Here is a 13,188-nt window from a genome sequence, read left to right on the forward strand (position 1 = left end):
GCATGGCCAAGGATCAAACCAAGACCCGTCGCTACCGCACGTTGTGGATCTCCGACGTGCATCTGGGCACCAGCGGCTGCAAGGCCGAGCACCTGATCGACTTTCTGCAGCACAACGACTGCGACACGCTGTACTTGGTCGGCGACATCATCGACGGCTGGAAGCTCAAGAACGGCTGGTTCTGGCCGCAAGAGCACACCAACGTGATCCGCAAAATCCTGACCAAGGCCAAACGCGGCACGCAGGTGATCTACGTCACCGGCAACCACGACGAGTTCCTTCGCAAGTTCGTCGAATACCGGATCGAGATCGGCAACATCCGCGTCGTCAACGAAGCGATCCACCGCACCGCTGATGGTCGCCGGCTGCTGGTCATGCATGGCGATCTGTTCGACGTGATCACGCGCTATCACCGCTGGCTGGCACTGGCTGGCGACTTCGCCTACGAAGCGACGATGCGCGCCAACGAGGTGATCAACCGTACGCGCGCGCTGCTCGGCATGCGCTACTGGTCGTTGTCGGCTTTCGCCAAGAAGAGCGTCAAGAACGCGGTGGCGATCATTTCGGAATACGAAGACAGCGTGGCGCGCGAGTGCAAGCGCCGCGAGCTGGACGGCGTGGTCTGCGGCCACATCCATCACGCCGAGATTCGCCAGTTGCATGACGTCACGTATCACAACTGCGGTGACTGGGTGGAATCCTGCACCGCCCTCGGCGAGACGCCCGACGGCCGCATCGAAGTGATCCGCTGGGTCGAGCTGGACCATCTGAACCAGCGCGCCAACGTCACGCCGCTGCGTCGCCGTCGCAAAACCGCATCTGCTGAAACCGAGTCGGTAGCCGAAGCCGACGTCGCCAGCGCGTAAGCCGACCGCTCGCCGCGCCACAACAGCCGGGCAAGCGCTGATTCAGCACGTCGTCAGTCGCACCGGCTAGCCTTGCCTCCACCGCAGCACGGGGATCGCCCCCGTGCACCGGGTCCCAGGAGGGGTGAATGAACCCTAGTTTCGATCGATTCTGGCGGATCGCCAGCATGGCGCTGCTCGCAGGATTCGTAGCGGCTTGCGGCGGCGGTGGTGGTGGCGGAGATGAGGATGGCAGCGGAAGCACGCCGCCCGATCTGCGTCCGGTCACCGACGTCTTTGCCAACCCAGCGACGGCCGGCGCCAATGTCGGTTGGGTCGCGCCCAACGCCGGCACGCCCACCGGCTACAGCATCAGTGCCTCCGCCGACGGCATGCCGACGATCACGCAGCAGGTCGCGGCCGGCAGCACGAGCACGTCGCTGACCGGCCTGATGCCCGATATGACGTACTCGATCCGGGTCGCCGCTCAATACGGCAGCGACTCGGTATCGAGCGCGCAGCCCGCCGTCGTGCATGTGCCGAGTCTGACGAACACGCCGGCCCAGATCGCGGCCTACGAACGAGCCGCGGCCTACTCGGCAAGCCTCGACGGCGATGCCGTGCTGGTGATGCGCGACGGCCAGGTCGTGTTCGAGCGTTACGCCGACGATTACGTATCGACCGACCCCCACGCGCTGGCCAGCGGCACCAAGAGCTTTTCGTGCGCGCTGATGCTGGCCGCCGAACAGGATGGCTTGATCAACCGCGAGCAGCGCGTTGCCGACGTGATCACCGAATGGGCCGGCGACCCGAACAAGTCGCGCACCACGGTGCGCCAGCTGCTGAGCCTGCAGGGTGGCCTGAGCACCAACCCGGACTACTCGGCGCTCGACGTACAGAATCAGGACACCTACCAGTTGGCGATCGACGATCCCGCGGCGTACGCGCCCGGCGATGCGTTCATCTACGACCCGCTTGCGTTCCAGGCGTTCGCGCTGATGTTCGAGCGACGCAGCAGCAATACCGACCCGGTCATGTACTTGCGGCGCAAGGTGTTCACGCCGATCGGACTGACCGGCGACCTGTGGCAGCGCGATGCCCAGATGCATCCGCAGATGGCCGGTGGCGCCATGATGACGGCAGCGGCCTGGGCGCGGTACGGCCAGCTGATGCTGCAGCAGGGCACCTGGGGCGGCAGCCGTCTGCTGCCGGCCAGCGGCGTCCAGGATTGCTTGCGTTACGACAACCCGGCCTATCGCGGCTATGGCATCACGTGGTGGCTCAACCGCAATGTCGGCAGCAGCTACGACCCGAGCATCGACCAGATCCCGCCCGACGGCCGGGCCGGCAGCAGCGGTCAGATCGCGCCGCGCGCGCCGGAGGACATGGTGATGGCGGCCGGCACCGGCCGGCAGCGGCTGTATCTGCTGCCGAGCCAACGCCTGGTCGTCGTGCGTTTGGCGCCGCTGGCGACGCAGTTCGACGACTGGTCCGACGACGAATTCCTGGCCCGCCTGCTCGGCAACGGCTGAGCGCACGGCGGCCGCAAGCCGTCGTCGGTGACGGCAGCGCGGCAGCAGGCTGCGCCTTGGTATGCTGCCGGCCGTTTTGATGCGATGCCCGCCATGTCCGCTGCCAGCCTGAAGTGCGAAATCATCCCTGTCACCGCGTTTCAGCAGAACTGCTCGCTGATCTGGGATGCATCGACGATGCGCGGCGCGCTGGTCGACGCCGGCGGTGACATCGAGCGCTTGCTCGAACGCGTGCGCCACCACGGCGTAACGCTGGAAAAGTTGCTGGTGACGCATGGCCATCTTGACCATGCCGGCGGCATCGCCGATCTGGTCGATCAGCTGAAGCTGCCGGTCGAAGGGCCGCATCGCGACGATCAGTTCTGGATCGACGGCATGCCCGAAGCCGGCCAGCGCTACGGCTTTCCGCCGCTGCGCAGCTTCGTACCGGACCGCTGGCTGTCGCATGGCGATACGGTCACCGTCGGCAGCCTGACGCTCGACGTGATCCACTGCCCCGGCCACACACCAGGGCACGTGGTGTTTCATCACGCAGCGTCCAAGGCGGCCTTCGTCGGCGACGTGATCTTTCAGAATTCGATCGGCCGTACCGACTTTCCGCGCGGCAACCACGGCGACCTGATCCGCTCGATCCGCGAGCGCCTGTTTCCGCTGGGCGACGACATCACGTTCGTGCCGGGCCATGGTCCGCTGTCCACGTTCGGCCGCGAACGCCAAGCCAACCCTTACGTCGCCGATCGCGTCGCCGGCTGAGCGGCCGCCTGATGCGCTTGGCGCTGCTGTCCGACATCCACGGCAATCACGTGGCACTCGACGCCGTGCTCGACGACGTCACGCGCTGCGCGCCTGTCGATGCCGTGGTCAATCTGGGCGACAGCTACTACGGCCCGTTGTGGCCGCGTGAAACCCGCCAGCGGCTCGATACGCTCGGCGCGTGGACGATACGCGGCAATCAGGATCGCGAGCTGATCGATCCACCCGCCGCCGCATGGAACGCCAATGCCACGCTGCGCTACGACGTCGAACAGCTCGGCGCCGATGCGATCGACGCGCTGCGCACGCTGCCGGCCGCTGCCTGGCTCAGCGACGAGGTCTACGCCTGCCACGGCACACCGGACAGCGACACCGAGTATCTGCTCGACGACGTGGCCGGCGGCGAGCCGCGACAGCGCTCGCCGGCCGCAATCGCCGCGCAACTGGCCGGCATCAACGCCATGCTGATCGTCTGCGGCCACAGCCACATTCCGCGCGCAGTGCCGCTCGACGACGGGCGGCTGATCGTCAATCCCGGCAGCGTCGGCCTGCCCGCCTATGACGACCGGCTGCCGCTGCCGCACCGGATGCAAACCGGCACGCCGCAAGCGCGGTGGGCGCTGGTCGAGCGCGACGCAGCAAGCAGCTGCTGGCAGGCGCAACTGCGCGCGGTCGACTACGACCACGAGCGCGCCGCAAGGCAGGCGATGTCGCAGCAGCGCCCGGATTGGGCCGCATGGCTGCGCAGCGGCAGGGCCGGCTGATGGACTACGACGTGGTGATCATCGGCGGTGGTGCCGCTGGCCTGTTCTGCGCATTCATGGCCGGGCGGCGCGGCCGGCGCGTGCTGGTCATCGAGCACGCCAACCGCGTCGGCAAAAAGATCCTGATGTCCGGCGGCGGGCGCTGCAATTTCACCAATCTCGACGTGCGTCCCGATCGCTACCTGGGCGCCAACCCGCATTTCTGCAAATCCGCGCTGGCGCGCTACAAGCCCGAAGCGTTCATCGCGCTGGTCGACGCCCACGGCATCGCCTGGCACGAAAAGGAACTCGGGCAGCTGTTCTGCGACGACTCGTCCAAGCAGATCGTGCAGATGCTGCTGACCGAATGCGCCGAGGCCGGCGTTCGCATCGAAACCTCATGCAGCGTGCAGCGCGTGCAGCCGCGCGAGCCGGGCTTTGCGCTGAACACCTCGCTGGGCCCGGTCAATGCGGCCAAGCTGGTCGTCGCCAGCGGCGGGCTGTCGATTCCGTCGATGGGAGCCACCGGCTACGGCTACGAACTGGCGCGGCAGTTCGGCCACTCGATACGGCCGACGCGCGCCGGCTTGGTGCCGCTGACGCTGTCCGGCAAGCCGCTGGAGCAATGGCAGGATCTGAGCGGCCTGTCGCTGCCGGTGGAAGCCGAATGCGAGGGCACGTCATTCCGCAACGCGATGCTGGTCACGCACCGCGGCTTGTCCGGGCCGGCCATGCTGCAGATCTCGTCGTACTGGCAGCCGGGTCAGCGGCTGCGGATCAACCTGATGCCCGACGAGGATGCGCTGGCCTGGCTGCAAGCCGCTCGTCGCGATCGGCCGCAAGCCGAGCTCAAGACGGTACTGACGCCCGCGCTGCCGAAACGCTTTGCGCAGCGCTTTTGCGAAACCCAGAACCTCGATGCCCGGCCGCTGAAGCAGTACCGCGACGCCGACCTACAAGCGATCGCGGCGGCACTGCATCAATGGCCGGTCGTGCCCAACGGCACCGAAGGCTACCGCACCGCCGAAGTCACGCTCGGCGGCGTCGATACCGACGAGCTGTCGTCGTCGACGATGGAATCCAAACGCATGCCCGGCCTGCATTTCATCGGCGAAGTCATGGACGTGACCGGCTGGCTCGGCGGCTACAACTTCCACTGGGCCTGGGCCTCGGCCAAGGCCGCTGCCGACGCCTGCTGACCGGTCGGGACAGCCTCGGCGGCGCGGCGCACAATCGCGGCTCAATCCAACGGGGGAGCCTGCGCCGATGAAAGACTTCAAGAACCGTGTCGCTGCGATCACCGGCGCCAGCTCCGGCATCGGCCGTGCATTGGCGCTCGACCTGGCCAAGCGCGGCTGTCACCTGGCGCTGGCCAGCAACAGCAATCTGAAAGCGCTGGCCGAGACCGCGGCAATGGCCACCGAACTCGGCGTGACGGTGACGTCGCAGCGCGTCGATGTCGCGCAGCGCAGCGCGGTCGAAGCCTGGGCACGCAAAGTGGTGGCTGACCATGGGCGCGTGAACCTGATCGTCAACAATGCGGGCGTCGCTCACGCCGGCACCGTGCTCGGCAGCGAAATCGCCGATTACGAATGGGTGATGGGCGTCAACTACTGGGGCGTCGTCTACGGCACCAAGGCGTTTCTGCCGCTGCTGATCGACAGCGGCGAAGGCCACGTGGTCAACGTATCGAGCGTGTTCGGGCTGTTCGCACAGCCGGCGATGAGCGCCTATAACTCCAGCAAGTTTGCAGTGCGCGGTTTCACCGAATCGCTGCGGCAGGAGCTGGATCTGGCGCGCAACGGCGTCAGCGCCACCTGCGTGCATCCCGGTGGCGTCAAGACCAACATCGCCGTCAACGGCCGCTTCTCGGCCAGCGTCAGCGACGTCACCGGCAGCAATGGCAACAAGAGCCGCGACGCGTTCGAGATGCTGCTGCGGACCACGCCCGAAACCGCGGCCAAGGCGATCGTCGCCGGCATTCGTCGCGATGCGCGGCGCGTGCTGATCGGCATCGACGCGCGCGCGGGTGACGGCATGCAGCGGCTGCTGCCGTCGCGTTACCAAGACTTGGTCACCGGCGCGATGCGCTTGATCAAGCGATAAGATGGCGTCATGCCCAGCCCGCTGATCGACACCGTCGCCACCTTGCTCGCCGGCATCGCCGCCGACGTGGTGATGCCCCGCTTCCGCCAGCTTGCCGCCAGCGACGTCAGCGAGAAATCACCGGGCGAAATCGTCACTGTCGTCGATCGCGCCGTCGAAGCCGCGCTGATTCCCGCGTTGACGGCGCTGCGCAGTGGATCGCGCGTGGTCGGCGAAGAAGGCGTGTCCGAAAACCCCGATCTGCTGCACGGGCTCGACCGCGGCGAGGTCTGGGTCGTCGATCCGATCGACGGCACCACCAACTTCGTCCACGGCCGCGAGGACTTCGGGATCATGGTGGCGCTGCTGCGCGACGGCGAGGCGCTGATGTCGTGGATTCAGTTTCCGGTCAACGGGGGGATCGCCGTCGCCGAGCACGGTAGCGGCGCGTACTGGAACGGCGCGCGTCTGCAACTGAGTGAGCGCGATGCCGCGCGGCCGCAAGCGCTGCGCGGTGTCGTCAAGACCGGCTTCATGCCCGAGCCGATGCGCAGCCGCATCGACGCCCGCGCGCAGCGCCATGTCGCCGACCGGATTCCCGGCACACAGAGCGCGTGCGGCGATTACCTGTCGTATGCGCGCGGCGAATCCGACTTAGGGCTGTACTGGCGGATGCTGCCCTGGGATCACGCGCCCGGCAGCCTGCTGCTGACCGAAGCCGGCGGCCACGTTGCCCGTCACGACGGCAGCCCGTATCAAGTTGCGATGCCGGGCACCGGCCTGCTGGTCGCGCGCAGCCACGCCGTGTGGCAGCAAGCGCAGCGCGAACTGCTGCAGCCCTAGCGGCAGCGCCCGCGCACCACGATCACGGGCGGTTGCGACCGTATTGGTCGTGGCTCGACACCCAGTCGCCGGCCAGCACCGCGCTCGACAACGACGTCTCACCGGCCAGCACGGTCGCCGCGCAAATCTCGGCAAATCGATCGGCCTTGCCGCTGCCATAGCAGCCGAGCAGCTCCAGGCATTCGCGCTGCGTCGCAAGCCCGGTGCCGCCGCCGTACGTGGCCACGATCAGCGACGGCAGCGTGACCGACCAGTAGTAATCGCCATTGGGCAGCAGTTGCGTGTAGACCAGCGAGGAATGCGATTCGGACACGTTGGCCACGTCCTGGCCAGTGGCGATGAACAACGCAGTCAAGCCATTGGCGGCGTGCGCGCCGTTGCTGGCGCTGCCGGCCATGAACGCGCCGGTCATCGACACCTGGCGCGCTTCAAACAACTGCTGCGCCGACACTTTCATGATGCGGCGCAGCGCCTCGTCGGTGAACGTGGCCTCGGCGATCACGCGGCGGCCGCGCGTCAGCAGCGTGTTCAGCTGCGAGTGCTTCTTGTCGGTGTCGATGTTGCCCGACAGCATGAAGCGCGGATGATCCGGATGCGTGTCGCGTATCCACTCGCAAGCCGCCAGCGTCGCCTTGCCGGCCATGTTCTGACCGGCGGCATCGCCGGTGTGATAGTTGAAGCGCAAGTAACGCAGGTTGCCGACGGCAAACTGCAGCACTTCGATCAGCTTGCCGAAGCGTGTCGTGGCTTCGGCCGCCGCACGAATGCCGTCGAGATGGTCTTCGATCCAGTGACCGAAGTCGCGCGACGCTCGCGCATCACTGAAGAAGAACACCGGTGAGCGCTGCATATGCTGCTCGACGACGGTCGTGCGCACGCCACCGCATTCGGCGATCAGCCGCATGCCGCGGTTGTAGCTGGCCACCAGCGTGCCTTCGGTGGTCGCCATCGGCACGTAGAAATCGCCTTGCGCATGCTCGCCGTTGATCCGCAGCGGACCGGCGACGCCGATCGGCACCTGCGCCACGCCGGCGAACAACTCGACGTTGCCGCGCAGCGACGATGGCGGCAGCGAATAGTGGCCGATATGGTCGGTACGGCTGCCAGGCCGTTGCTGCAGCAGAAAGTCGCGACGCGACTGCGCAGCGGCCTCGGTGTAATCGTCATTGCGGTCGCGCGGCACCGGCACGCGCGGCGGCGGTTGCTGGCTCATGGTCTGCTCCGGTCGAAGTCCTCAGGCGCGCACGCTAGCAACACCGCGGCTGCAAGCCGCTGGCACGCGCGCCATCATGTCGACTCCGCGCAGCCAAGCGCCCCACCCGATCCGCAAGTGTCCTGATGAGCATCCTGCGATGAGTCATGTCCACAGCTTTGCGCCGGTCATCGACGAGCAAGCCCGCGTGCTGGTGCTGGGCTCGATGCCCGGCCGCATCTCGCTGGAGATGCAGCAGTACTACGCACACCCGCGCAACGCATTTTGGACGCTGATGGAGTCGCTGTTCGGCATTGCACGCAGCCGGCCTTACGCCGAGCGCCTGCAGGCCCTGCAAGCGCAGCAGGTCGCGCTGTGGGACGTGCTGAAGCTGTGCACGCGCGAAGGCAGCCTGGACTCGGCGATCGTCGAATCGTCGATCGTCTGCAATGATTTTGCGGGGCTGTTCACGCGCTACCCGCAGGTGCGCGACGTCTTCCTCAACGGCAGCAAGGCCGCTGCCAGCTTCGAGCGTTACGTCGTGCCGACGCTCGGCGATCACCGCATCCGGCTGCACCGGATGCCATCGACGAGCCCGGCGCATGCGGCGCTGAGCGCGCAAGCCAAGCTCGCGGCCTGGCAAGTCGTGCGCAGCGTGCTGGCGGCTAGCTGAGCGCAGGCGTCACACCGGACGCCAGATGCGATAAAGCCGCCTTTCGGCGGCTTTATCGTTGCAGCGCGGCCGCCGACATCGCGGCCGATATCCAGGCTTAGAACAACGCGGCTTCCAGGCCCATGACGACGTCCGAACCGGCACGCGCCTGACGGATGTAGCCGGCCGTTTCCGGCAGCAGCTTGGCGAAGTAGAAGCGGGCCGTCGCCAGCTTGGCGGTGTAGAAACCATCGCCGCTGGACTGCTTGGCCAGCGCCACCTTGGCCATCTTCGCCCAGAAGTACGCGTAGACCATGTGGCCGACGACGCGCTGATACGGCACGGCCGCGGCGGTGGCTTCTTCGGGGTTCTTCATCGCCTTCATGCCGATTTCGCCGGTCAGCTTGGTGACCTTGTCGCCGATATCCATCAGCGGCTCGATGAATTCCTTCATCGACTCGTCACCGGCGTTTTCAGCGATGAACTGCTGCATCAGCTTGCCGAACTTCTTGAGCTTGGCGCCGCCGTCGGACAGCACCTTGCGCGCCAGCAGGTCCAGCGCCTGGATCGAGTTGGTGCCCTCGTAGATCATGTTGATGCGGGCATCGCGGACGAACTGCTCCATGCCCCATTCCTTGATGAAGCCATGACCACCGAAGCACTGCAGCGCCAGGTTGGTGGTTTCGAACGTGTTGTCCGAAACGAAGGCCTTGACGATCGGCGTCAGCAGCGCGACCAGGTCGGCCGAGTCCTTGCGGACCTTCTCGTCCGGGTGGCTCAGTTCGCGGTCGATCTGCAGCGCCAGCCAGTAGCTGAACGCACGACCCGCTTCGGTGTAAGCCTTCTGCGTCAGCAGCATGCGGCGCACGTCAGCGTGAACGATGATCGGATCGGCCGGCTTGTCCTTGTTGACCGGGCCCTTGGCGGCGCGGAACTGGGTGCGGTCCTTGGCGTAGGCCAGCGAGTTCTGCAGCGCCACCTCGGCCAGGCCGAGCGACTGCATGCCGACGCCCAGACGCGCGCCGTTCATCATCACGAACATCGCGTTCAGGCCGCGGTTCGGCTCGCCGACCAGCCAGCCGTAGGCGCCGTCGAGGTTCATCACGCAGGTGGCGTTGCCGTGGATGCCCATCTTGTGTTCGATCGAGCCGCACTTGATCGCATTGCGCTCGCCGATGCCGCCGTCGGCATTCGGGACAAACTTGGGCACGATGAACAGCGAGATGCCCTTGGTGCCTTCCGGCGCGCCCGGCAGGCGGGCCAGCACGAGGTGGATGATGTTCTCGGCCAGATCGTGCTCACCGGAGCTGATGAAGATCTTGGTGCCCGAGATCTGGTAGCGACCGTCGCCGACCGGCTCGGCCTTGGTCCGCAGCAGGCCCAGGTCAGAGCCGCAGTGCGGCTCGGTCAGGCACATCGTGCCGGTCCACTGGCCCGAGGTCAGCTTGGGCAGGTAGACCTTCTTCTGCTCCGGCGTGCCGTGGGCATGCAGCGCCTCGTAGGCGCCGTGGGTCAGGCCCGGATACATCGTCCAGGCCTGGTTGGCCGAGTTCAGCATTTCGTAGAACGCGTTGTTGACGAAATGCGGCAGGCCCTGGCCGCCGTACTCCGGGTCGGCCGACAGCGCCGGCCAGCCGGCGTCGACGTACTGTGCAAACGCTTCCTTGAAGCCCTTGGGCGCGGTCACGACGCCATCGCCGACGTAGGTGCAGCCTTCTTCGTCGCCGCTCTGGTTCAGCGGGGCGATCACCGTGGCAGCGAACTTGCCGCCTTCTTCGAGGATCGAGTTGATCGTGTCGACATCGACGTCAGCATGAGCCGGCAGGCTCTTGAGCTCCTGTTCGACATTCAGCAGTTCGTGCAGAACGAACTGGATATCGCGCATAGGGGCGGTATAGCTGGGCATGGTCAAACTCCGGAAAGAGGTTGGAGGAAAAGGGGTAATGTGATTACGGTTAGCCTATCCGATACGGATGCGTATGGGGACTGGCCGGAGGGACAGTGGACGCCTGATTTCGCCCGCCGGTCCGGCGGTCCGGCCACCACGGGACCGACCCGGTGGCGGCACCGGACCGAGGGGGGCCGTAACTACCATCGCCCTCGCCGGTCGATGCTGCCGACAATGGCTGCAATCGATATCCGAACCAAGGTGTCTTTGATGACCACGCGCAGCGTCGACGACTGGCTGAACGAATATTCGGCCTCGCATCTGAACCCGTTCAACAAGGCGATGCACTGGGTCTGCGTCCCCAGCATCGTGTTTTCGCTGTTCATGGCGCTCAAGTGCGTGCCGGTCGGCACGCCGCTGTTCAATCTCGCGACGCTGGCGCTGGCCTTGTCGCTGGGCTACTACCTGCGGCTGTCGTGGCGGCTGGCGATCGGCCTGGCGCTGGTGATGTTGCCGATGTACGGCTTGATCCTGGCGATCGAGCAAGCGGCTGGCGCGTACACGATCGCGGTGGCGACCGGCATCTTCGTCGTGGCCTGGATCGGGCAGTTCATCGGCCACCACGTCGAGGGCGCGCGGCCGTCGTTCCTGAAGGACGTGCAGTTCCTGATGATCGGCCCGATGTGGCTGATGGCTTTCGCCTACCGCAAGTGGCAGATCCCGCTGCGGGCCGGCACCGCTTGATTCGCGCCGCGATCGTCGGCGGCCGATGACGGTCAAAGTCGCCGTCGTCGGCGCCGGCAACATCGGCTGTGCGATCGGCGTGCAACTACTGCACGCCGGGCTCGACGCGACGCTGATCGCGCGCCCCCAGATCGCGGCCGACATCGCCGCCAACGGGCTGCGCCTCAGCGACTACCGCGGGCAGCAATGGCACCGGACCGGCTCGCAGGTGCCGGTCAGCACGACACTGGATGCGGCGCGCGAAGCGACGCTGGTGCTGCTTGCCGTCAAATGCGCCGACGTTCACGCCACTGCCGACGCACTGGCGCCGCAGCTGCGGCGCGATGCGCTGGTGGTCTGCCTGCAGAACGGTATCGGCAGCGCCGAGCGCGCCCGCGCACGGCTGCCGGGCCAGCCGGTGGTGTCGGCGATCGTGCCGTACAACGTCGCGCGGCTCGGGCCCGGGGCGTACCACATCGGCACCGAAGGCCAGTTGCTGTTCGAAGCCCACCCGCAGCTGCGGCCGCTGGTTGAGGCGCTGGCGAATCGCGGCATCGGCACCGAGCTGCGCGACGACTTTGTCGCGGTGCAATGGGGCAAGCTGCTGCTGAACCTCAACAACGCCGTCAACGCGCTGTCGGGCCTGCCGCTGAAGGCCGAGTTGTCGCAGCGTGATTTCCGCCGCTGCCTGGCGCTGGCGCAACGCGAAGCGCTGGCAACGCTGCAAGCGGCGGCGATCCAGCCGGCCAAGCTGACGCCGATCGCGCCGCGCTGGCTGCCGACGCTGCTGAGCGTGCCCGACGCGGTGTTTCGTGTGGCGGCGCGCAAGATGTTGGCGATCGACCCGTTGGCACGCTCGTCGATGGCCGACGATCTGCAGCGCGGCCGTGCAACCGAAGTCGATTACCTGAACGGCGCTGTCGTCGAACTCGCCCGCCGCCTCGGCCGCGAGGCGCCGGTCAACCAGCGGCTGCAGGCGCTGGTACATGCCGCCGAACAAGGCGGCTCGCATCATTGGAGCGCCGCAGCGCTGCTCGCGCAGCTCAGCGCGTCGCCGAGCCCGCACACGCCGATCGCCTAGGCGATCGGCTCCATCGCGATCTGCTGCCGCGCTTGCTGCAGCCGATCGAACAGCGGATGGGCCGCATCGAGCCGATGGCCGTCGATCGCGGCGACCGGCGTTGCCGCGTGCGTCGCATTGCACAGAAACGCGGCTGCGAACGAGCCCAGTTCATCAGCGTGCACCAGACGCTGCTGCTGCTCGACGCCCATCCGATCCAGCGCGGCGACCAGCACCTGCTGCGTCACGCCGGCCAGCATCGGCGCTTGCGGCCAGACGATGCGCTGACCGTCGAACAAGCCGATGTTCCAGGTCGGACCTTCGCTGACGGCGCCGTCGTCGCCGACGAACAGCGCATCGTCACAACCCGCCTGCTGCGCCAGGCGACGCTGCCACAGCGCGCCGAACGTGGCCTCGTGCTTGATCTGCGGCAGTTCGCGCGCATAGCGCTGCACGCACAGCCGTTGCGGCAGCGGCGCCGCCGCCGGGGCCGGCGCCGCGACGCTGATCATCACGTTGAGCGAATCGCTACGGCCCGGACGGCTGCGGTCGAAGCGCGACGCATGTACGGCGATCCGCACCGAGCTGGCGTGGATCGCATCGCGCCCCGCGTGTTCCAGCGCCTGATGCAGCCAGCGCCAGACCTGAGGCAGATTCAGCTCGGCATCGAACAACAGCCGCGTCGCCGCCTGCAGCCGCTGGCCGTGTAATGCGAGGCCGGCGACGGCCGCGTCGCGCACCTGCATCGATGTGAAATGCCCGAAGTTCGGCAACGCGGCCTGCAGCGTTTCGACGCGGGCCGGCTGCCCGTTGATCTCGATCCAGGTATCGCGGCTGATCGTCGTCGTCATCGTCGGGCAAAGCGCGGCAGC

Annotated in this window: 13 protein-coding genes; 10 read left to right on the forward strand and 3 right to left on the reverse strand. The window is 66.9% G+C overall.

Annotation, left to right across the window (positions count from 1 at the left end; genetic code table 11):
• The first annotated feature begins 2 nt into the window (after positions 1 to 2).
• The 7 genes from BUB09_RS13140 to BUB09_RS13170 all read left to right on the forward strand — a co-directional run bounded on the left by BUB09_RS13140 (position 3) and on the right by BUB09_RS13170 (position 6,801).
• A complete protein-coding gene (locus BUB09_RS13140; RefSeq protein WP_072898185.1) occupies positions 3 to 866 on the forward strand; it encodes a UDP-2,3-diacylglucosamine diphosphatase in 864 nt (287 codons plus the stop codon).
• Between the two features lie 128 nt (positions 867 to 994).
• Positions 995 to 2,377, forward strand: coding sequence for a serine hydrolase (locus BUB09_RS13145; protein ID WP_084083424.1), 1,383 nt, complete (start codon positions 995 to 997; stop codon positions 2,375 to 2,377).
• Between the two features lie 93 nt (positions 2,378 to 2,470).
• Entirely contained in the window at positions 2,471 to 3,130 is a 660-nt protein-coding gene (locus tag BUB09_RS13150) for an MBL fold metallo-hydrolase (protein ID WP_072898187.1), read from the forward strand.
• A gap of 11 nt (positions 3,131 to 3,141) precedes the next feature.
• The gene (locus BUB09_RS13155; RefSeq protein WP_072898188.1) at positions 3,142 to 3,894 is read left to right on the forward strand and encodes a metallophosphoesterase family protein; all 753 of its coding nucleotides are present in this window, start codon (positions 3,142 to 3,144) and stop codon (positions 3,892 to 3,894) included.
• Positions 3,867 to 5,072, forward strand: a complete 1,206-nt coding sequence (locus BUB09_RS13160; RefSeq protein ID WP_245793285.1) for a BaiN/RdsA family NAD(P)/FAD-dependent oxidoreductase — start codon at positions 3,867 to 3,869, stop codon at positions 5,070 to 5,072. The genes BUB09_RS13155 and BUB09_RS13160 overlap by 28 nt, the downstream gene beginning before the upstream one ends.
• A 67-nt stretch (positions 5,073 to 5,139) precedes the next feature.
• Positions 5,140 to 5,979: an SDR family NAD(P)-dependent oxidoreductase gene (locus BUB09_RS13165; protein WP_072898189.1), complete on the forward strand. Its 840-nt coding sequence runs from the start codon at positions 5,140 to 5,142 to the stop codon at positions 5,977 to 5,979.
• Between the two features lie 9 nt (positions 5,980 to 5,988).
• A complete protein-coding gene (locus BUB09_RS13170) occupies positions 5,989 to 6,801 on the forward strand; it encodes an inositol monophosphatase family protein (RefSeq protein WP_072898190.1) in 813 nt (270 codons plus the stop codon).
• Positions 6,802 to 6,823: 22 nt separating this feature from the next.
• Here BUB09_RS13170 and BUB09_RS13175 read toward each other — a convergent pair whose 3' ends face one another.
• Positions 6,824 to 8,014, reverse strand: coding sequence for a hydroxymethylglutaryl-CoA reductase (locus BUB09_RS13175; protein WP_072898191.1), 1,191 nt, complete (start codon positions 8,012 to 8,014; stop codon positions 6,824 to 6,826).
• 139 nt (positions 8,015 to 8,153) lie between these two features.
• Between BUB09_RS13175 and BUB09_RS13180 the strand changes: the two genes are divergently transcribed.
• Positions 8,154 to 8,666, forward strand: a complete 513-nt coding sequence (locus tag BUB09_RS13180) for a DNA-deoxyinosine glycosylase (protein WP_072898192.1) — start codon at positions 8,154 to 8,156, stop codon at positions 8,664 to 8,666.
• Positions 8,667 to 8,763: 97 nt separating this feature from the next.
• On the opposite strand, the gene BUB09_RS13185 is transcribed toward BUB09_RS13180, so the two are convergent.
• Positions 8,764 to 10,551 carry an acyl-CoA dehydrogenase C-terminal domain-containing protein gene (locus tag BUB09_RS13185; RefSeq protein ID WP_072898193.1) on the reverse strand — a complete coding sequence of 596 codons (1,788 nt, stop codon included), beginning with the start codon at positions 10,549 to 10,551 and terminating at the stop codon, positions 8,764 to 8,766.
• A gap of 252 nt (positions 10,552 to 10,803) precedes the next feature.
• Here BUB09_RS13185 and BUB09_RS13190 point away from each other — a divergent pair, with 252 nt between their 5' ends.
• Both BUB09_RS13190 and BUB09_RS13195 read left to right on the forward strand, forming a co-directional pair.
• Positions 10,804 to 11,277, forward strand: coding sequence for an Mpo1 family 2-hydroxy fatty acid dioxygenase (locus BUB09_RS13190; protein ID WP_072898326.1), 474 nt, complete (start codon positions 10,804 to 10,806; stop codon positions 11,275 to 11,277).
• Between the two features lie 25 nt (positions 11,278 to 11,302).
• Positions 11,303 to 12,337: a 2-dehydropantoate 2-reductase gene (locus BUB09_RS13195; RefSeq protein WP_072898194.1), complete on the forward strand. Its 1,035-nt coding sequence runs from the start codon at positions 11,303 to 11,305 to the stop codon at positions 12,335 to 12,337.
• Here BUB09_RS13195 and BUB09_RS13200 read toward each other — a convergent pair.
• Positions 12,334 to 13,167, reverse strand: coding sequence for an aminotransferase class IV (locus tag BUB09_RS13200; protein WP_072898195.1), 834 nt, complete (start codon positions 13,165 to 13,167; stop codon positions 12,334 to 12,336). The two genes, BUB09_RS13195 and BUB09_RS13200, sit on opposite strands and share 4 nt — an antisense overlap.
• Positions 13,168 to 13,188: the final 21 nt, after the last annotated feature.

The organism is Hydrocarboniphaga daqingensis, assembly GCF_900129825.1.
GTDB classification, from domain to species: domain Bacteria; phylum Pseudomonadota; class Gammaproteobacteria; order Nevskiales; family Nevskiaceae; genus Hydrocarboniphaga; species Hydrocarboniphaga daqingensis.

Coding starts and splice junctions, on each gene's coding strand:
- BUB09_RS13180 (WP_072898192.1), top strand. CDS start 8,154: ATGAGTCATGTCCACAGCTTTGCGCCGGTCATCGACGAGCAAGCCCGC.
- BUB09_RS13165 (WP_072898189.1), top strand. CDS start 5,140: ATGAAAGACTTCAAGAACCGTGTCGCTGCGATCACCGGCGCCAGCTCC.
- BUB09_RS13185 (WP_072898193.1), bottom strand. CDS start 10,551: ATGCCCAGCTATACCGCCCCTATGCGCGATATCCAGTTCGTTCTGCAC.
- BUB09_RS13160 (WP_245793285.1), top strand. CDS start 3,867: ATGGCTGCGCAGCGGCAGGGCCGGCTGATGGACTACGACGTGGTGATC.
- BUB09_RS13150 (WP_072898187.1), top strand. CDS start 2,471: ATGTCCGCTGCCAGCCTGAAGTGCGAAATCATCCCTGTCACCGCGTTT.
- BUB09_RS13200 (WP_072898195.1), bottom strand. CDS start 13,167: ATGACGACGACGATCAGCCGCGATACCTGGATCGAGATCAACGGGCAG.
- BUB09_RS13190 (WP_072898326.1), top strand. CDS start 10,804: ATGACCACGCGCAGCGTCGACGACTGGCTGAACGAATATTCGGCCTCG.
- BUB09_RS13170 (WP_072898190.1), top strand. CDS start 5,989: ATGCCCAGCCCGCTGATCGACACCGTCGCCACCTTGCTCGCCGGCATC.
- BUB09_RS13155 (WP_072898188.1), top strand. CDS start 3,142: ATGCGCTTGGCGCTGCTGTCCGACATCCACGGCAATCACGTGGCACTC.
- BUB09_RS13140 (WP_072898185.1), top strand. CDS start 3: ATGGCCAAGGATCAAACCAAGACCCGTCGCTACCGCACGTTGTGGATC.
- BUB09_RS13175 (WP_072898191.1), bottom strand. CDS start 8,014: ATGAGCCAGCAACCGCCGCCGCGCGTGCCGGTGCCGCGCGACCGCAAT.
- BUB09_RS13145 (WP_084083424.1), top strand. CDS start 995: ATGAACCCTAGTTTCGATCGATTCTGGCGGATCGCCAGCATGGCGCTG.
- BUB09_RS13195 (WP_072898194.1), top strand. CDS start 11,303: ATGACGGTCAAAGTCGCCGTCGTCGGCGCCGGCAACATCGGCTGTGCG.